15 protein-coding genes are annotated in these 18,290 nt (G+C 38.2%); 9 read left to right on the plus strand and 6 right to left on the minus strand.

Annotated elements, in window-relative coordinates; translation table 11 throughout:
- Positions 1-81 precede the first annotated feature (81 nt).
- Together ACJAZP_RS04205 and ACJAZP_RS04210 are read left to right on the plus strand one after the other, a co-directional pair.
- Positions 82-243: a hypothetical protein gene (locus ACJAZP_RS04205; protein WP_415229479.1), complete on the plus strand. Its 162-nt coding sequence runs from the start codon at positions 82-84 to the stop codon at positions 241-243.
- A 171-nt stretch (positions 244-414) separates the two neighbouring features.
- Complete coding sequence (locus tag ACJAZP_RS04210; RefSeq protein WP_415229480.1) at positions 415-1,017, plus strand: class I SAM-dependent methyltransferase; 603 nt, start codon at positions 415-417, stop codon at positions 1,015-1,017.
- Positions 1,018-1,532: 515 nt separating this feature from the next.
- Here the strand turns inward: ACJAZP_RS04210 and ACJAZP_RS04215 are convergent.
- The 5 genes from ACJAZP_RS04215 to ACJAZP_RS04235 form a co-directional block, all read right to left on the minus strand.
- The gene (locus ACJAZP_RS04215) at positions 1,533-2,033 is read right to left on the minus strand and encodes a hypothetical protein (RefSeq protein WP_415229481.1); all 501 of its coding nucleotides are present in this window, start codon (positions 2,031-2,033) and stop codon (positions 1,533-1,535) included.
- Positions 2,034-2,286: 253 nt separating this feature from the next.
- Entirely contained in the window at positions 2,287-4,461 is a 2,175-nt protein-coding gene (locus ACJAZP_RS04220) for a transglycosylase SLT domain-containing protein (protein WP_415229482.1), read from the minus strand.
- Between the two features lie 220 nt (positions 4,462-4,681).
- On the minus strand, positions 4,682-5,608 hold the full coding sequence (locus ACJAZP_RS04225) for a hypothetical protein (RefSeq protein WP_415229483.1): 927 nt from the start codon (positions 5,606-5,608) through the stop codon (positions 4,682-4,684).
- Positions 5,598-6,227, minus strand: a complete 630-nt coding sequence (locus ACJAZP_RS04230) for a sigma-70 family RNA polymerase sigma factor (protein WP_415229484.1) — start codon at positions 6,225-6,227, stop codon at positions 5,598-5,600. Before ACJAZP_RS04230 ends, ACJAZP_RS04225 begins: the two co-directional genes overlap by 11 nt.
- Positions 6,228-6,293: 66 nt before the next feature.
- Positions 6,294-8,099, minus strand: a complete 1,806-nt coding sequence (locus ACJAZP_RS04235) for a vWA domain-containing protein (RefSeq protein ID WP_415229485.1) — start codon at positions 8,097-8,099, stop codon at positions 6,294-6,296.
- Between the two features lie 186 nt (positions 8,100-8,285).
- On the opposite strand from ACJAZP_RS04235, the gene ACJAZP_RS04240 reads away from it, so the two are divergent.
- The 7 genes from ACJAZP_RS04240 to ACJAZP_RS04270 all read left to right on the plus strand — a co-directional run bounded on the left by ACJAZP_RS04240 (position 8,286) and on the right by ACJAZP_RS04270 (position 15,887).
- Positions 8,286-8,552, plus strand: a complete 267-nt coding sequence (locus ACJAZP_RS04240; protein ID WP_415229486.1) for a hypothetical protein — start codon at positions 8,286-8,288, stop codon at positions 8,550-8,552.
- Positions 8,553-9,143: 591 nt separating this feature from the next.
- Entirely contained in the window at positions 9,144-9,554 is a 411-nt protein-coding gene (locus ACJAZP_RS04245) for a LexA family protein (RefSeq protein WP_415229487.1), read from the plus strand.
- A complete protein-coding gene (locus tag ACJAZP_RS04250) occupies positions 9,554-10,810 on the plus strand; it encodes a Y-family DNA polymerase (protein WP_415229488.1) in 1,257 nt (418 codons plus the stop codon). Before ACJAZP_RS04245 ends, ACJAZP_RS04250 begins: the two co-directional genes overlap by 1 nt.
- 581 nt (positions 10,811-11,391) lie before the next feature.
- A complete protein-coding gene (locus ACJAZP_RS04255) occupies positions 11,392-11,862 on the plus strand; it encodes a GNAT family N-acetyltransferase (RefSeq protein ID WP_415229489.1) in 471 nt (156 codons plus the stop codon).
- Between the two features lie 1,873 nt (positions 11,863-13,735).
- Positions 13,736-14,521, plus strand: a complete 786-nt coding sequence (locus tag ACJAZP_RS04260; protein ID WP_415229490.1) for a spermidine synthase — start codon at positions 13,736-13,738, stop codon at positions 14,519-14,521.
- A 254-nt stretch (positions 14,522-14,775) separates the two neighbouring features.
- On the plus strand, positions 14,776-15,138 hold the full coding sequence (locus ACJAZP_RS04265; RefSeq protein ID WP_415229491.1) for an MbcA/ParS/Xre antitoxin family protein: 363 nt from the start codon (positions 14,776-14,778) through the stop codon (positions 15,136-15,138).
- A 2-nt stretch (positions 15,139-15,140) separates the two neighbouring features.
- Positions 15,141-15,887, plus strand: coding sequence for an RES family NAD+ phosphorylase (locus tag ACJAZP_RS04270; RefSeq protein WP_415229492.1), 747 nt, complete (start codon positions 15,141-15,143; stop codon positions 15,885-15,887).
- Positions 15,888-16,210: 323 nt separating this feature from the next.
- Here ACJAZP_RS04270 and ACJAZP_RS04275 read toward each other — a convergent pair whose 3' ends face one another.
- The gene (locus tag ACJAZP_RS04275) at positions 16,211-16,564 is read right to left on the minus strand and encodes a DUF3634 family protein (RefSeq protein ID WP_415229493.1); all 354 of its coding nucleotides are present in this window, start codon (positions 16,562-16,564) and stop codon (positions 16,211-16,213) included.
- Positions 16,565-18,290: the final 1,726 nt, after the last annotated feature.

Consider the following 18,290-nt stretch of genomic DNA (forward strand, 5'->3'; position numbering starts at 1 on the left):
TTTTAGTGCATAGTAATATCAGTAAAGCTGTTTTTTTTAATAAAAATATCAGTTACACCCTCATTAACGTAGAGAATTCTAATGGCCAAAAAACCTAATTACTCGTTCGAAAAAAGACAGAAAGAAATTGCAAAGAAAAAGAAAAAGGAAGAAAAACGACTTAATAAACTGGAAAAAAGTGCTGAAGAGGATCAAACCCCCTCGGTTGACGATGCAGATACTGTTATTAATAGTAGTGACTAAACAACTAAGTTGATGCAGCATCTATTCTCAATAATGGTGGATGTTTGCCTTTCTGAGCATTTCTGGCAAATAGCGGCAAGTCAACCAGAAGGATAGCGGCAGAGTTAAAATAAAATATTAGATATATAAATGCTCTAAAATAGTATTTATATATCTAAATGGATATATCTGATGACAGATCTTTTTAAAGAGAAAGCAATAGAGTGGGATTCAAACAATCTTGGACTTCAACTTTCCATCACTATCGGTGCTGCAATTCTAAAACATGTACCGCTTCATAAGAATATGAAAGTAATGGATTTCGGTGCTGGTACGGGGCTGATAAGCTCTCACGTTGCACCATTGGTACAACAAATTATTGCCTTAGATATTTCTGAATCTATGCTCAAGCAACTTTTGCTAAAACCTGATTTACAGGGAAAAGTTGAAGTACTTTGTCAAAATATTGTAGATAACCCGCTATCTACAAAGTTTGACTTGATAATGAGTGCGATGGCAATGCATCATGTCGACGATGCGGATAAACTTATCCAGCGCTTTAGCGAGCATTTAAAACCTGGAGCAATAGTTGCTTTGGCTGATCTTGACAAAGAAGATGGGGGCTTTCATCCTGCCGGAACAAAGGGTGTATTTCATCTCGGTTTTGATCGGTTTGAGTTTCAGACCTTATTAGAAAGACACGGGTTTGAGAATATCTGTTTTCACACCGCGCACACTGTTGTAAAAGAAGGAAATGAATTCCCGATATTTTTGGCTATTGCTATAAAAAAATAGTTTTGTGATTATCCTATGCTCAGACTCTTTTGTATGCGAAGAAGATGAAAAGTAAACTTCAATTTTGGGTGTACTGGAAATATCAATGTGACTATTCAAATTAAATTAAAAATCGGGAACAGCCTTTTATTTTCCCCCTATTATAACTAAAACTATAACTAAAACGTTTTCATCTGCCTTATTGAAGAGTTATCCCTGCAACACTATCGCCATATTCTGAATCAATTAACATTGTCGCTAAGTTACATGCGCTTTTTTCAATATGCGATCAATTAAACTCACGTTTAAACTCACGCTTAAACAGAGCCCAACAAAACGAACGTCAGCTTGCCGATGTGATTGTTGAGCAGACAGTAACTTGAATCGCCCTGGCGGAATATGTTTTCAAAAATAACAGTGGCAATACTGATTATTTTTGATAAAAAATGTGAATCAATACCGGAATATCCGCAATTGATTCACATTTGTGTCATGGGCTTGTGGGGGAGGGTATATCTAGATCCTTAAGAATTGCTTTAATACTTACCCATTTCAACAACGCTTTCGGCTGTTACCATGTCACCCTTAAGTATTTTTATGGTCACATAATAAGCATGGTCTTTACCACCGGAGCAAGGGGGCATGTATGCACCCGCAATATCCCAACCCGATCCGCGATGTTCTTCGATCATTGTAAATTTAGGTGGAATATCAAAGGTATGCCCGGGAATGGAAGGGATTTCAACATTCTTAGCAGTTGAATCAATTGCAAAGCTCATTCTTCCATGCCCGCCGTTATTCATATTCTTTGAATCACGGTCACTGTATTCTAAAACGACTGCACTGGCACCCGGGGTTATCCCAGTGATTATCCATTTAGGGGTTGAAGGGTTGTTGCCTCCAAATTTCTGGCACTGTTGTCCCTCCGGTATCTTTATGCCGTCCCATGCACTGTCAGCAAATTTTATATCCATAGCAGAAGCAGCACCAGAAAACGATAAAACGATCATGGAAGTCATCAATGTTTTTAATTTCATAATAATAATTCCTTTTTTATTGATTGAATAAAAGCAAGCGGCCAAAAAACGTTACAGTTATAAGTGCTAACAGCTTTAGTAATTGTTAACAGTTGGCTTATGTTATATAAAACCACATTAGTGTCAAATAAAAGTATTCCACATTGAGCCAAAGTGGTTATTATATTTAATACATAACTTTCCACGAGTCGCAATTTTTAAAAGGGATGCTATTAACACAGCGCTTTGCCACATTAGCTATCTTTTTTGATCATCACTTTATAGATGACTGTATGTCTTTAATCTGACGCACCCAGGGTTTGAGATTCTTATAGTGCTGTTTGAGTTTATCAGCCGTTGCTTTTTCCTTAAAGCTGCCGTTTAGTACCACAAACTGCCCCTTTTTATCTCCGCCCAGCGCAGCAATAGCGACAGTGCCCTTTAACGGTGTGTTGGCGGTAAATTGTTGTGCAGCCTTTAGAGAACTGAAAACAGCCAGTTGCAGGGTATAGTGTTGCTTGTTTTGCGCTAATAGCCATGCTTTACCGACCTCGTTTCTGGGAATAACCAATGGCTGCTTGTCTGACTTAATAGGCGTATTTTTGGTCGACTGTTTATTGACTGGAGAGGCAATAACTTCACCTCCAAGGCATTGTGCAACCTGCAACTCGTTGCCTTGTTTGACTGCCTGGTATTTCTTCCAGAATGCAGCATCTATTTTCTTATGCGGCGAAATTGCTTGGGCGTCGCGATAGCGGGAAGTTTTACTGGGCCCTCCGTTATATGCTGAATAGGCGGATCTCGCCAGATTGTCCAGCCCGCCTCGCTGTTTGTGCTCGCCTCTTTTAAGGGAGTATTTAACCAGATAACCAAGCAAAATCTCAGTACCCGCACGGGCATTGTAAGCAATATCCCAGCGCAGTTTCTGAGTGTTATATAATCCGCGCCAAACCCGCTCATTGATCTGCATTATGCCGGTATCGCCGGTACTTGAACTTATTGTCACTATCTTGTTGTTTTCTGTCACATATTGCCGCCAGCAGCTTTCCTGCCAGGCAGTCGTCAGCACCAGATTTTGAAAAATCTTTTTCGTCGAAGCATCCAGGCTGTGATCCTTGAGAGTACTGTCGGCACTATCCTCAAGTAAATCACGAATGATCGGTAGATACTCAGGCAACTCGTCTTTCGTGGGAACCCAGAGCTTAAGGCGGTCATTTGATGATTCTGCCCAGGCGGAACTGATTGGCCATAAGCTGAAATTGAATCCCGACGGCGGGTTTAACTCGGCAGTGGGTGGAAGGTTAAAAAGAAGACGCAGCTCCGGGTCAACGGCATCATCGTAAAACAAAGGATTAATACCGGGTTGATCAATAAGCATCCGTCCCATGCGGCGCAAACCATTTGCAGAAATATCAAGACCGATTGAAGGGCCCAGCTTGTCCAGTGCGGCAAGGACATCGGTTGCGGCCAGCAGACTTATCAGCATCACTTCATGGCCGGGATTTTCCATACTTACCTGGCGCATGATCGGCCCCAATTTTTGCCAACTGTTGATAAACCAGTGGCGAACCGGATCATTGCTTGCCGTGACCTGCATCGTCAAAGCCTCAACCAGGTCATAACGGGCATCCAAAAATATTTCCGCAAGGGTATCACGCAGTTCCTGTTGATCAGTGGTGCTGGCATAACGTTTGACTGCAAAGGTGAGCATCGCATCCATCATTTGCCAGTTCGCTTCCAGTAGTTTTATCTCCTCGAAGGAGAGCACTGCGACCGGGGCCTGCGTGACGGACAGCCTGTCTATCTTAAGCGTGACCGCAACATCGATGCCATCAGGGTTGATTGATATTGCAGCCAATTTGAGGCTGTCTGCGATTTTGCTTATCTGCACCGCGGAGCGTTTGTCTAATATGTCCGGTAGCAGTTCGTGCAGCTGATTGAGGGTCGGTGACAGGTCTATTTCATAACGTTTCATAAAAGACAGCAGCTGCCCGCTAGCTAAGGTCCATATTTGTCCGGTGATCAACTGGCCTTGCACATTATAAAGATGGCTGCTGAGGATCTTCATTCGGATGGATCTGCCGTCCGGCTGAATGACAGGTTCAGTGATAAATCTGGCGTCACCTTCCCAGTTGAACAGCTGTGTACATTTACCAAAAGCTGGCGCTGCTATCTTTGCCTTTACATGCGTGGTGATTCGCAGTTTATTCTGATCCTCACGCAGGCGTGGATCAGACAGAAAAACAGTGCTGCAACCGGCCGCATCATCTAAGATTTCTACCTTTTTATCTGGGCTTTTAAACAGTTGGCTTAACATCAATTGCCGTAAAACGGGATAATCGAGTTTGATCGGCACCCGTACTGTCTCAGCGAAAACGGGGGATATGAAGATAGATGGGGCAAGCAGAAAAAAAACAATGCTGAGCAATTTATTTGATTTTTTTGGCATATTTATACTTCTCTATAAGCCTGGGAAGTGGTGCGCTATGATTTTTTATCTGTAGTTGTCATTGTCATAAGAATCTTAATCCTATCCTAATGGCGTTTAGCGCATGAACTTTTGTATAATCGAACCTTTGTATTATAGAACCTTTGTATTATAGGACAGGTCGATAATTAATAGATCCCAAAACGGAGAGTGGAACGCGCTGCCACACTCGTTTTAAGCTTTATTTGTCATTTTCTGCAATATAAATTATCTCAGCAAAGGGCTGACTTTTATCATCACGGCTTTGTTTTAATTGGAAGCTATTTTTATTTAAGCGATAAAAAACCGACGTTTGCTCTGTTTTAAACAGCTTAATCACATAACTGCGCTGATCTTCTTGCTGCATTGACCAATATAAGGTTTTTTGCTGAGATTGCGCCTGCAGTGCTTTGTATTCCTCGTGCGACAAAGCTGTCGGGGATAACAGCGAATTTGCCTGTTGTTTACTGAGCAGTTTCTCTTTAACTGAAGGACCTCCTTCGGCCTTAGACGTCATAACCAATTCGCTTTGTTGTATTTTTGCTGTTAAAGGGGCGGTGACTATTGCTGTTTTGGATTGCTCCTCAATAATGGCTTTTTTATCAGGGGAAACAGCCGATGCAATAAGCGCCTGATCGCGTTCAAAAAAAGCAGCATCGGATTCTTTAATCAGTATTTTATCTGTCAATGCGGGTTGTGCGCCTGAAGATCGCAGCGTTTGATCACTGGCAGTGCTTAAATTCTTTTCTGCTAGCGATGCAACTAACGATTCACTTTGCTCAGAGCTCTCCATATTATCCATCAATACTGACGGAGTTTCATAAATTGGGCCGCTAAGTTGATGATTAACCATGGTCACAACTAACAGCACGGAAGCTGCCATAGCAACAGGGTAGTACCAGGCCACTTTTCTCCGTTTAGGAGCAGGCCGGTTTAATGCTTTATCTATTGACGGCGCAGGGTTAGTCTCTACCGCTTTATGTGCCGCTTTGATAATATGCTGGTCTAACGCCTCACTGGGCTGATCAGTTTGATGCTCAGTTTTATGATCGGACAAGTCATCATAAAGTGACTGTATAAAAGCCTCGTCCTCTGTGAGTGCTTTATCATCTTGCTTGTTAGTTACCATAAAAACTTAACCCCTTACGCATTTTCTGTAGCGCATAACGCCAACAGCTTTTTACTTTTTCTTTGTTCTGAAAGGTTATCTTAGCAATATCATCGATGCTAAACCCTGCCTCTTGTTTTAATAAAAAGACTTCCCGTTGCTCATAGGGCAGAGCCGCTATTTGCGCTTTTAATGCTGCGGCTAATGCTTGATTAGCAGTGGCATCAGCAGGCGAGCTATGATTATTGTCCATTATTTGCAGCGGTTTATTCCGCTCTTGATTAGCCAAGTTATGTTGGTTATCTAAGCAATTTAAACTATCTTGGACCTGTTTTTTATCAAATATTACACTTTGCTTTTGGCTGTGATCTATCGCGATACGCCGGGCGATGGTAAACAGATAAGTGCTGAATAATGCATTAGCCTGATAACTTTCCCGGTTATTAATAAGTTTAAACCAAGTGTCCTGACAGAGCTCTTCGGCCACGGCTTTGGTCAAATTTTGGCGTATAAAAAAGCGATAAACAGCGACCTTATGCCTGCCATAAAGTAGATCAAAGGCAGCGGCATCACCCTTTGCATAGGCAAGCATCAGTCTTTGATCTTGTTGTTTCCGGCTTATTTTTTCCTTCGCCTTCATGTCCAATCCATCACCCTTCTATAAATAACTATTTTGAATCCATTAACAGCCCACTCTAGCACCGATTTATTGCGCAAAAGTAGATTTTTTAACAAGTTGTGGTGCTAAGGCATCAGCGAGTTTCACCATGTTGATAAATTCTCCGCGGTAACCGTGTTGATCCACCCCTTTGCTCTGCTCAGCAAGGGCTATGACCTTGCTGATATCCATGGTAGAAAGATGCTCACCTTCGCGCAGTAGTTGACCAAAACCTGCAACAGCAGCAGAAAATTGAAAAGCCTCACTGGTGGCCTGCAGCGTGTCTTTAATATCGGCGCGGTTAATGGCGATTTCAATCAATTGACTGCTGCTTTGCTCGGGTAATTTATAACGTAATTTTAAAAAGGCCAGCTCGTTAAGGGAGATGCTATTTTCAATTGGCTCAGCATTTGACTGTTTTTTGTTGAGCAAAGACTGATAACGCAGTGGATCAACACTCTGATTCGCTGACCCCCGTAAACTGATTTCATAAATAGCGGTCACCGTATGACCCGCACCAATGTCACCCGCATCAATTTTATCATTGTTAAAATCTTGACGTTTTAAAACGCGCGTTTCATAACCAATCAGGCGATATTCACTGACTAGTTCAGGATTAAATTCAATCTGAATTTTCACATCTTTAGCAATAGTGACCAGGGTGGACGATAACTCTTCCACTAATACTTTCCGTGCTTCGTTAAGGTTATCAATGTAAAACGCATTACCGTTACCATTTTGTGCAAGCTCCTGCATCAAAGCATCATTATAATTACCGCGACCAAACCCTAAAATACTCAAGGAAATACCGGATTTTCTTTGCTGCACAATATTATTTTTTAACGCCTGTTGATTAACCATACCAACATTAAAGTCGCCGTCGGTAGCTAATATAACGCGGTTAATACCGCCTTTAATAAATGATTGTTTAGCAAGGCTATAAGCCAGTTCGATGCCGGCACCTCCGTTGGTGGATCCGCCTGCTGATAAACGGGTTAATGCCTCACTGATCGCCACATTGTTATCTCCTTTGGTAGGCGTAAGCACAGTGCCCGCAGCGCCTGCGTAAACAACAATCGCTACGCTGTCTTTCTCGGTAAGTTGTTTACTTAACATTTTCAGCGCATTTTTTAATAAACCCAGTTTATCGGCACTGTTCATCGAGCCTGAGACATCCGCCAAAAACACTAAATTTGCCGCGGGTCTGGTTGAATCCAGTTGTTTGTCACCCTGAATGCCAATATGTATTAAGTGTTTTTGTGCATTAAAGGGGCTAGGGCCAACTTCACTGTAAACGGAAAACGGTACGCTTTGCGGCTGCGCATAATTATATGAAAAGTAGTTGATCATCTCTTCCACGCGCACGGCATCAAACGGTGGCAGGGTGCCTTGATTAAGAATTCTTCGTACATTGGCATAGGACGCCGTATCCACATCAACGGAAAAGGTCGAGACGGGTTGCTCTGTCACCAAATGAAATGGATTGTTTGTATTGTGTGAGTAGTTTTCACGATTGCTGGTGGTTTGTCGGGTCATATTATCAATAGAATGCTGGCGAAAAGCTGGTGGCTGAAGCGCTATTTTAGCCGTGGTACTTTCCATATAATCAGCTTTACTTGTTGTTAAACTTGAAGTTTTCTCTGGTTGTGCAATTTTTAGCGCATCAACCTCCCGGACGTCTGCAACGTCTACCAAAATATCCTGATCTTTCTTTAACGGCTGTTTTTTTATCTGACCATTATTCACATTATTGGGGTTATCCACTTCAATATTTGGTTCACATGCTGAAACTGCCAGTAGTAACACGCTAGAAAGCGCCACAACTTGTACTGTTTTCTTGGTCGAATATTTCATTGTTATTCTCCGTTATGATTAATTGATACTGATACTCGCTATAAACGGAAGAATGTTGAAAAGGGGTTAAATAATTTAAATTAGTGACAAAAACCCCCCACACCTTCCCCAGGACCCTTAGGGCTGTGGCGCACTGATTAATTGCGCGCTTACAATAAAATTTTAATTAAAAAGGAAGAATAAAGTATGAATGATAAGAAGGTCTATATTTGGAAACTCGCTGAATTTTTGCAAGCTCAAAAAATGGTAATGTCTGGTGAGGAGTTAGCCGAGCACCTCAATAGAAACAATTTCCTGACCAGTTATGGCACTGAATATCAGGGCGGGCGCGGTACTTATAAACTGATTAAACAAACATGGAAGTGGCTAGAAAATGACCTTAAGTTAAATTCAGAAGCACAAGCTGTTGCATTGGCATTTGTTAAGCAAAATGGAGACTACGCATACGAATAAACCATAGCGTATTAGTATTTTGCTTGTGGTAATCCACCGAGTACTGGTCGCAAACATAGCCACGCAACAAAAATGAAACAATAAAAATGGGATAGTAACATTAGGATTAATTTTACTGTCCCATTCATGTTGGTAAGCCTGCCAATTTCCGCAGGCTATTAACTTGATCGAGCATTAGGTAAAAATCAAATTTAAAGTCTATTTATTGAATTATCACAACCATTTAAATCTAAAAAAAGTATGATGATGATTATCATAACAAAGGGGGTTTAATGTAAATATAAAGGCTTTGATAAGCCTTCGATAATAAATACAGCTGCGCCGTATAACTCATCTTTTATAGGCATCGGCTATAAAATTTTAAATTAAAGAATTACCAAACAGCGATTTTTAAAACGCCTGAACAGGTCAAATTCACCGATTGGAGCCTTCGCATGAGATTTAAAAAAGATTTTCCAACAGGCATATAACAGCGAAGAGGTTACCACGCAGAGCATGGGAATAAGATGATAATCTCAAAGTGCTAAATTTAACTTGTGCATATTAATATCTGAATTATAATAATACTGTGTTTTTATACAGTTGTTATCTATGAAATTTATTCCAATTACAGCAAGTGCAGGTATTACTGGCTTTGAAAGTCCTGCGAGTGATTATTTACAGTTACCTTTAAGCCTGGATGAACTATTAGTCGAGCACCCAAGCGCCACGTTCATTGGTAAAGCTGGTGGCCATTCAATGCAAGGGGTAGGCATATTCAGTGGCGATATCTTAATTGTTGACCGTCATGTGACGGTTAAAAACTTTGATGTCATTGTGGCTAATTATAATGGCGAATTTATTTGTAAAATATTGAATATAACCGAGCGCCTTTTACTTTCAGCAAATCCCCAGTATAAAGCCATTAGCATTAAAGAAGATGATCAATTTACCATCGAAGGCGTTGTCATACGCTCAATACGATGCCATAGACCCAGTCACTTGCTAGAGGCAAACACTTAATGTTTGCTTTGGTGGATGCTAATTCATTTTATTGCAGTGCTGAACAAGTCTTTAGGCCTCAATGGCGCGGTAAACCCATCATTGTCCTCTCTAACAACGATGGTTGTATTGTTGCTGCTAATAAACAAGCCATCGCATTAGGTATTCAAAAGTTTCAGCCTTTTTTTAAAGTCCGGGAGTTATGTGCACAAAAGGGCATTATTGCTTGCTCTTCAAATTACGAACTCTACGCAGATTTATCCCATAAAATGATGCAAGTAATAGGGCGGTTTGGCCCTGCACAGCATATTTACTCGATCGATGAATCTTTCTTAAACTTTAAAAACTGCCATAAAGCGATACCTGACTTAGTGCTTCACGCGCAAAAAATTCGTCAGGCAGTATGGAAAGAAACCCGTTTACCCGTTTGTGTTGGGATTGGTAAAACACTTACCCTGGCAAAAGTGGCTAATCACGTTGCTAAAAAATGGCCTGGGTTTAATGGTGTCTGTGTACTTGATGATGATGATTTTAAAAGAAAGGTGTTTGAGCAATTATCACCGATTGATGTATGGGGTATTGGCAGAAAAACCAATGCCAAACTACATCAGAACGGCATCTCAACAGCACAGCAACTCAGCCAATTAAACATGCGCTATTTGCCCGCTGGCTTTAATGTCGAGTTACAACGAACCATTAAAGAGTTAAATGGAGAGGCTTGTAAAACATGGGATGGTGTAAGGGCAGATAAGTTACAGATATTCTCCACCAGAAGCATGGGAAAGCGAATAACCAGCATTGAAAGCTTGAACCAGGCGCTTGCTAAGCATATTGGAATTGCAGCGCTTAAAGCAAGAGAACAAAAATCATTGTGTGGTACTTTAATGGCTTTCGCAGCGAATAGTCCCTTTGATGAAAACCCATGTAGTTATAAACTCATCAAACAGTTTAACCCACCAACAAATGATACATCTCAACTCCTTAAAGTGATCAGCAATAATATTCATCAACTATTTAAACCGGGCGTTGCTTATTACAAAGTAGGCATAGGCTTATTAAACTTAAGCAGTGAAACGCACCAACAATGGGATTTATTCAATCCACCACTGGGAAACGATCCTTTAATGAATGTGCTCGATAAAATAAATCAACGTTATGGTACTGACAGCGCCTTTTTTGTAGCCCAAGGCATAGATGGACAATGGTCAATGCGCCGTGAATTACTGACTCCGCAATATACAACTAACTGGCATCATATTCCGCATATTTCCTGTTAGAGTACTCCTACAAAATTTTGGTCATTGAGCCACAGGAAAATAACCTCTGACTCAACGACCAAAACTAATCATGATTATTTAATAAATTCACTCTTCCTTTGAGTGCCCTCAAGTACCCTTTATCACGTGGTATACAAGAGATAGCTATCCATTTTTTCCCACTTGGGTGTAGAAGCCGATCATGCTGTGTTCTTAATTCGGTACGTATTGATGCAATAAAACAAGAGTTTGACATTTTTACGCTCCTTATAATATAGCTGTTTTTAAATAAAGTTATAATTCATATGAGGAGCTTTGCCACTTATATTGAACATTATATGAATACTTTATGCAAAAGTTTCACATTATTAATGCATTAACCTGTTGAAAATAATCAGTTAATTTTTATGGTTTGTATTTATAGAGATCTCTATAAATACCAATGCGTCATTTTACTAATATGAAATGTCAATTTACAATCATGCGTTGGGTCTATCTAACTGTTTTATAAGTCTGTTATTATATAATCATTATCAATAAATGAAATTTTAAATGTGTATTAGTGAGAATGTAGGGTAATACACTGTTAGGCAGTAATAGGTATGCAGATTCGAAACGCAGTAATAGAGGATTACGAAAGTTTGCTAGAGCTTTTCAGAGAGCTTGACGAGCTCCATGCGAATATCGATTCTTCTCGGGTTCAGAAACACAACGGAACTGCACGGAACAAAGAAGAGTTTGCTCGCTACATGACCGGAAAAAACGCTGAACTATTCATCTGTATGGAAGAGGACGAAATTGCTGGTTTCGCTAATACAGTATTTCACTACATTGAGGATGACAGATTTAGGGTCGGTAGAAATTTTGTTCTCCTAGACAATTTATTTGTAAAGTCGGCTCATCGGAGAAAAGGTGTTGGTGCCGCGCTATACCAGCATGTATTGAAGTGGGCTGAAAGTAATGGTACATCTAATATAGAGATTCAGGTGTTTTGGGGCAACGAGTTAGCTAGAAATTTCTATGAGAAGCTGGGTTTTAAACTTGTTTCGGTACGTATGGGGTCAAATGCCTAACAAAAATCTGCACGCGGAAACATTTAATTACGCTCGTTTTTGTGCATTCCGCTGCGCTTCATTTTCCACAAAAACGATCTTCGTCTAATGTTCCGGTGAGCTTGGCATTAGAGTACCTAAATCAATATCACACACTTAATTGAGAGTTGTAATAAACGACTTGAACAATAAAATTTCATCTTTCGCAGAAGACATTGATTTATATATTGAGAATAATAATGTTGATTCATTAATTAAAATTAGCGAAGAAATAAAAAAATTAGTATCAGATACTTGTGAAATTCCATAAAACATAAAGAGTACATTAACGTATTATTTATCAAACATATATCAGCAATTAGGATCGCAAAACAACGATCAGTGGAACAATACCGATTATGCAAATGCTATCATTTGTCATAGAAAATTCTATAGATATAAACAAAAATCAGATGAACTACTTTCTCAAGTAGAAGTTAATCACGCGAATACATTAGAGACACTTTGTCGCTCTTTTGAAGCAATTCCACTTTGGATAAAAGGAACAAAGTATCAGGGTGATGCTGAAGAAGTTGAACTATATCGGTTAGTTACAGGCTTAATATGGTTATCTAATTGCCTTTATAATGAAGAGCACACTCATTATTATCAGGTATATGCATATAACTATCTCAATAAACTCTTAGATAAAGATATTATCCATCATGATGGTATAAGAGAGAGTATCAAAAAATATTCAAACTCCATCATTTGGCGTTTTCGAAGGCACGTACAAAATTCATTTGAGAATGATCAAGAATTATCAAAACATAGTTATACCCCTATACCATTATCAGGTCTTTCGTTTTGCTTTTTTAGACAAAAAACAAGACCTGATAATCATAGAGTAAGTTCCTACTATTGATGTTCAAGCCTAGAGTGTATGTTATACACGCAGCTGAAATGAGAACGTAAAAATGAAACTATATGATGGTATTGATTTACATTCAAACAACAGTGTTTTTCCAATTAAAGATTTCCTGGTTAGGCGTCTTTCCCGAAGGGTATATTTACACCAAAAAGATCGTGCAGCCCATGACTTAATGCGCACAACAATAGAAAGCCATTTTGTTTTTTAATCTTTTAGTTCGCGAAAATCTGTATAATTAGATGACAAAAATATTTAGACTTTATCTTTTAAAAAAGGTTTTCTGTTGTCTGGCCTCGCTAATAACGCCTAGCCTTTAATCTGATTCAAGCAGGGCACTTGCACATATTTTACTTGTTAACTTTTATCAGAATAAAAATTATTAATTCACTCGACGCTATTTGAATTTTTATTTTACTAAAAAGTATATTCCAGCGTTCACCAATCAAGGGAAAATACCTTACTTCAATTACAGATCGCAGCACAGCGCGCCTAAATAACCAACAAAATAGATGTGAGGCCAGTACCATAAGGGTGTTCAAGGTGTTTTTCTAAAAATGAATGACGTTAATCGATTGAATAATAAGCGTAAAATCAACATTCATCATGTTAAATTGAACCTGGCTGGCCGATATTTTACTTATAAAGTACTACGTTTTTTTCAAGACGGTTACCCGCCTAGTTAACATGGCAATTGAGCCTCTTTTAATAAATTAGATCCCTATTTTCCCTCCATATCTAATTGAAATTTAATGAATATCAAGTAAGACTGCATAGATTGGAATATAGTGTGTGATTATCTTTTTATCTAATAATAATTGTTTCATGAAAATATAGAAGACCAATCGTTTGGGTAGAAAACCTTTAATTGCAACAAATCAAAATTAAAGGCCTTACTCAGCTATTATTAAAGGATGAAATATTTGGGTATCCTAAATCATCCTTCCACCGTTATGTAACTGAATTTAATAAGGATTTAAAACCATCATGGATATCAGAGGAACCTGTATATCATCAACAGTAGATGAGCACGGCCCAATTTATGTTTACCAAACAAGAACCAGCCGGATCCTCAGCTTTGACGGGAAAATATATCAAAGCTGTATGAAACTAAATGACATTAATGGATTAAATCTCGGTTATACCCAAGCGATGATGGCGGGGTTGTTTTATCTCCCTATCATAAAAACAGCGACCATCATGGGGCTGGGTGCCGGCTCAATGGTAAAGAGCCTGCTCAGTAGTTTTCCCGAGTTGAATGTTCATGCGATTGAACTCCGTGAAGAAGTGGCAAATGTGGCAAAAAAACATTTTCACTTACCCGATACTGATCGCCTTCTCATTCATATAGACGATGCGGTTAACTACATGAAAAGCACCGAGCTGAAAAGCGATATTATCTTTTCAGATCTATATAGCTCACAAGGCATGGAACCAAAGCAGGTACAATCATCCTACTTGCGTGATTGCAAAAACGCACTCAATAAACAAGGTGTATTGGTGCTCAATATCTGGCATACGACACTTAAATTACGAGAGGAGTTAGATCAATTACTCGCACTTGAATTTGAAAACCAACTACTTAGTTTCGAAGTGGAAAGTGGCAACACGATCGTACTCGCATTCAAAAACAACATCCCTTTAATAAAAAGAGAAGAGCTGCTTATTAAAGGTAAATGGTTGCAAGAGGAGATGAATCTTCCGATGGAACGTTATGCTAAATTACTCTGTGAGACACAATATTTATCAAAGAACATCCCGTGCAGTTCGTGATTTGATGAGGCCATTTTAATCTTGTAATCTTTCCATTCATGAAAATCTGCGTAATTAGCGGACAAAAAATCATTAGGCTTTATCTGTTCAGTATTTCAATTCGTGAAAATATAAGGTGTGGGTGTCCAGCCTTTTTGCGCTAATCTTAATATAAAGGCAAAATACTGGCGCAAATGCGTTATTTTATTATATTTTGTTGCATTTGCACTACGCAATGCTAAGCTTAAATTATATTGAAAATGGAGATATTTTTTATGAATGCATTACTTAAACCTAACCCGTCAGAAGTATTAATGAAAGCATTTAACAATGCTTGCGACGCTTTAAAACTGGGTATTAAAGAAAGATCTCAATTACTCGGTGTAAACAGGGCGACTTTAAATCGTCATGTTCAGAGTGGATTTTCTTCAGACTCAAAAACATGGGAGCTTCAGCTTCACTTTATTAGACTTTATCGTTCATTATATGCAATTGCAGGTGGTGATTCAGAGTTTATGTATCATTGGTTTCAGACGGACAACACTGCTTTAAATGGCGTGCCGGCAGCGATTATTTTGAAAATAGACGGGCTATTTAGAACCAATCAATATTTAGACGCTATGCGAGGTAAAGTTTAACTATGATAGCGCGTACACTGTTAGAAATTGGCGAGTTACAGCGGTTCAATGCTGATGTGACTCGTATCGTTGAGACACAAGAGTATGCAGCAACAACAAGTATCGTTGATGATTTAGACGAGCAATCATTATTAGAAGAACTGCTCGATGAAGTTAAACCCGATCACAGAAAGGGTGCGGAGTCCCTACATTATCTAATATCCACACCTTTTAGATATCCCCCCTTGAAACATGGCTCTCGGTTTGGCGATGTAACCATGCCCAGCTATTTTTACGCCAGTGAAGATGTAAAAACCGCTTTATCTGAATGCGCATTTTATCGCTTTGTTTTTCTTGACGATATGTCTGTACCATACAACAAACCAATTAAATCAGAGCATATGTCATTTAGTGTAAATATAGATGCTCTAGCAACTGCTGATTTAACCAAAGTCGAATCAAAGGATATTGTCGCTGCACTTGTTTCTCCCGTAAACTACATTTTCACACAACAGTTAGGAAAATATTTAACACAGATAGCTGGCGCTACAGCATTAAGATTTTATTCTGCCAGAGCAAAGGAAAATAAAGGTGTTAACATTGCAGTTACCCATCCAGATGTGATTATTTCAAAGAAACCAGAAAATAATGTTAACTGGATTTGTCACACAACCATTAAAAAAATAAGTTTTAATGCACATGAAAATAAGCCGATATCATTTCATATAGACAGTTTTCTGATAAATGGTGTATTGCCTAAGCTTGCTTAAGCTATTAATTATATTACCGTTTCAAAATGTTAATGGATGAGTTTTTTCCTAAATGAAGCCTACATAGGAACACTTTAAATACTTCAACTTTTGGTAAATGAAAAGTGGCAGTATTGATTCAAGGTAGGCTAAAGGTAAATATTATTTTACTTCGACAGTTTTTATTATTGAATACAATAGCTTCATTCCTTTCTATATTTTACGTGAGGGCGCTTGTTTTTTGTTTGATACGTTATAAAAGTCTTAGCTGACAAGGCTTCAAGATTATTTACGCGATAACAAATGATTTATTTGTGTGTTACAACAAGTAAAAAGAGCTCATATTACTTTGCTTTTTTTCTATTGGTTCTTCCATCTGGTGAAGTTGATGTGCTTGAACGGTGATATTGTTCAAAGGGGAATAAGTTTCTAAAACGTTGTGCGGTTTCCTCCTTTATATTTGAGGAAAATTTTAATGCAACTCCTTGATGATTCTTTATCCCATAGATGTAACCAGGTGAATTTTTCTTTCGGGCCATGATATTACATTCAGCAATAAACTTTTTAGGTGGTATTCCCTTTAAGATAATTGCTTTGGACTTGGTAAGCTTGATAACAAATAGCTTTCCTATAAATATCTTCTTATTTAATGCCCATATCAATACAATAAAAACCGCAACTACCAATAATAATTCCATTTTAATTCCTCTATTAGGTTTATCCCCAACATTATAAATCAGTATAATTAAAAAGTGATAAACCATAAATAACATAGGAGGAGTAACACCTTAATACAAAAATTATTTTTAAACGCATTATATTTTTTATTTTATAGAACAAGTTGGTCACTGAAAAAAAGAATACAAACAGGGCACTTAAAAATACTTTTATTATTCTATCCAACAAATATCCCAGCAATACAGTTATAACATTTTCCCAAAACTTTACCGTTCTAGGATTCCATGGGAGATTGCTTTATTTAAAAAGTAACAACACAGGAAGTTACTATGTGTGAGAGTTTAAATCTGGGTTGGTGCGATAATAAATAATTTATTGTACTTATATATTTAACTACTTAATAAGTGTTTGTAACTATCACGGGTGGTTTTGAGGAATGTAGAAATGATATTTCTACGTAAGATAACGAAACCAGGTTGTGGTCCTTAATTACAAAAGACAGCACATGAAATTATATTTAACTGAAATATTACAGAGAATTAGTAAAAACCTATCGTAGCTTTCATCAATCAAGGGAAACACCTTAATTATCTGTCAGATTGCAGCACAGAGCGCCGAAATATCATCCAGTATTCCATTAAAACTACAGTTAGAAAGGGTTTAAGGCATTTAGTATGTGTAACAACAGATATTACAGTGAAAAATATGACTTTTCTGATGCTACTCGCTACTAATCATTGATCCTGCGATTGATAGGTTAAGCTGTTATTCACTAGATAATGAATCTCATGCTTATTTTACATTCGGAGAATATTGAGAGTTTAGACGTATCAAAGTTGCTTTAACGTTGAAATCGACTGAACTGCAAAACGCTATAAAGATAACAGTATGTTATACATTTTATGTTAAATAGGATTATGGTAAATACTGTTTTAAATCGACGTGAGATCGGATCTCATTTTAAAACACGACTAACAAATTAGCGGTGTATCTATATGCTTATATATAAATCCTATTTAACATAATATACATTATGCGCATTAATGGTTATGTCTGAGCATAGGTATCAAACTGTCCATAGCCCCTGATATTACACGTTATTGGCAAACTATTGTGAATCATTCACCCTATGTATTTTAAAGCTATTTGTAACGTTACAAATAAAATGGCTACGTTATACATCACTGTCTATTTGATTTATGAATTATATATTTGGCAATCTTGCTCTTTACCTAAAATATAAATCTCTACTACTAACTGCCACGGAATATTTTCACTTGTGCTATTTCCGGTAGGTTAAAACAACGGCTTACCAGTTAAACTCTAAATTTATTTTAAACTTTGTATCGCTTGTTATTATCCAGACTATTTATCTTTCTTCATTTTTTGCAGCTTGCTGCATTTACTCTGTTACTTAACTGCTGATCACCAGGTCAATTAACTTAAATGACATAACTAACTTGGCTGTTCGTAACCTAACTAACCGACGCTATATTATTTCACCTGGCTTTTTGATAAACACGTTACAGTTTTGATTATAGTTATAACAATGCTTAATTCAGATCATACTCTTTAACCAAAATTTCTGCATTTACTCTGTTACTTAACTGCTCATCACCATGACGTGGTCAACTAAATTCACTCACCCTAGTTAAGCTACTTTTTTCAAATACCCGTTCATCATTTCAAAAGTGTTTGGGCAACAATAACCCAGGTAAGAATGAAGCCTATTACCGTTGTACCACA

It is taken from the genome of Psychromonas sp. (genome assembly GCF_047632955.1).
Taxonomy (GTDB): domain Bacteria; phylum Pseudomonadota; class Gammaproteobacteria; order Enterobacterales; family Psychromonadaceae; genus Psychromonas.

Excerpts from the sequence above, each read along its gene's own strand:
- ACJAZP_RS04205 (WP_415229479.1), top strand. The coding sequence starts at position 82 with ATGGCCAAAAAACCTAATTACTCGTTCGAAAAAAGACAGAAAGAAATT.
- ACJAZP_RS04210 (WP_415229480.1), top strand. The coding sequence starts at position 415 with ATGACAGATCTTTTTAAAGAGAAAGCAATAGAGTGGGATTCAAACAAT.
- ACJAZP_RS04215 (WP_415229481.1), bottom strand. The coding sequence starts at position 2,033 with ATGAAATTAAAAACATTGATGACTTCCATGATCGTTTTATCGTTTTCT.
- ACJAZP_RS04220 (WP_415229482.1), bottom strand. The coding sequence starts at position 4,461 with ATGCCAAAAAAATCAAATAAATTGCTCAGCATTGTTTTTTTTCTGCTT.
- ACJAZP_RS04225 (WP_415229483.1), bottom strand. The coding sequence starts at position 5,608 with ATGGTAACTAACAAGCAAGATGATAAAGCACTCACAGAGGACGAGGCT.
- ACJAZP_RS04230 (WP_415229484.1), bottom strand. The coding sequence starts at position 6,227 with ATGAAGGCGAAGGAAAAAATAAGCCGGAAACAACAAGATCAAAGACTG.
- ACJAZP_RS04235 (WP_415229485.1), bottom strand. The coding sequence starts at position 8,099 with ATGAAATATTCGACCAAGAAAACAGTACAAGTTGTGGCGCTTTCTAGC.
- ACJAZP_RS04240 (WP_415229486.1), top strand. The coding sequence starts at position 8,286 with ATGAATGATAAGAAGGTCTATATTTGGAAACTCGCTGAATTTTTGCAA.
- ACJAZP_RS04245 (WP_415229487.1), top strand. The coding sequence starts at position 9,144 with ATGAAATTTATTCCAATTACAGCAAGTGCAGGTATTACTGGCTTTGAA.
- ACJAZP_RS04250 (WP_415229488.1), top strand. The coding sequence starts at position 9,554 with ATGTTTGCTTTGGTGGATGCTAATTCATTTTATTGCAGTGCTGAACAA.
- ACJAZP_RS04255 (WP_415229489.1), top strand. The coding sequence starts at position 11,392 with ATGCAGATTCGAAACGCAGTAATAGAGGATTACGAAAGTTTGCTAGAG.
- ACJAZP_RS04260 (WP_415229490.1), top strand. The coding sequence starts at position 13,736 with ATGGATATCAGAGGAACCTGTATATCATCAACAGTAGATGAGCACGGC.
- ACJAZP_RS04265 (WP_415229491.1), top strand. The coding sequence starts at position 14,776 with ATGAATGCATTACTTAAACCTAACCCGTCAGAAGTATTAATGAAAGCA.
- ACJAZP_RS04270 (WP_415229492.1), top strand. The coding sequence starts at position 15,141 with ATGATAGCGCGTACACTGTTAGAAATTGGCGAGTTACAGCGGTTCAAT.
- ACJAZP_RS04275 (WP_415229493.1), bottom strand. The coding sequence starts at position 16,564 with ATGGAATTATTATTGGTAGTTGCGGTTTTTATTGTATTGATATGGGCA.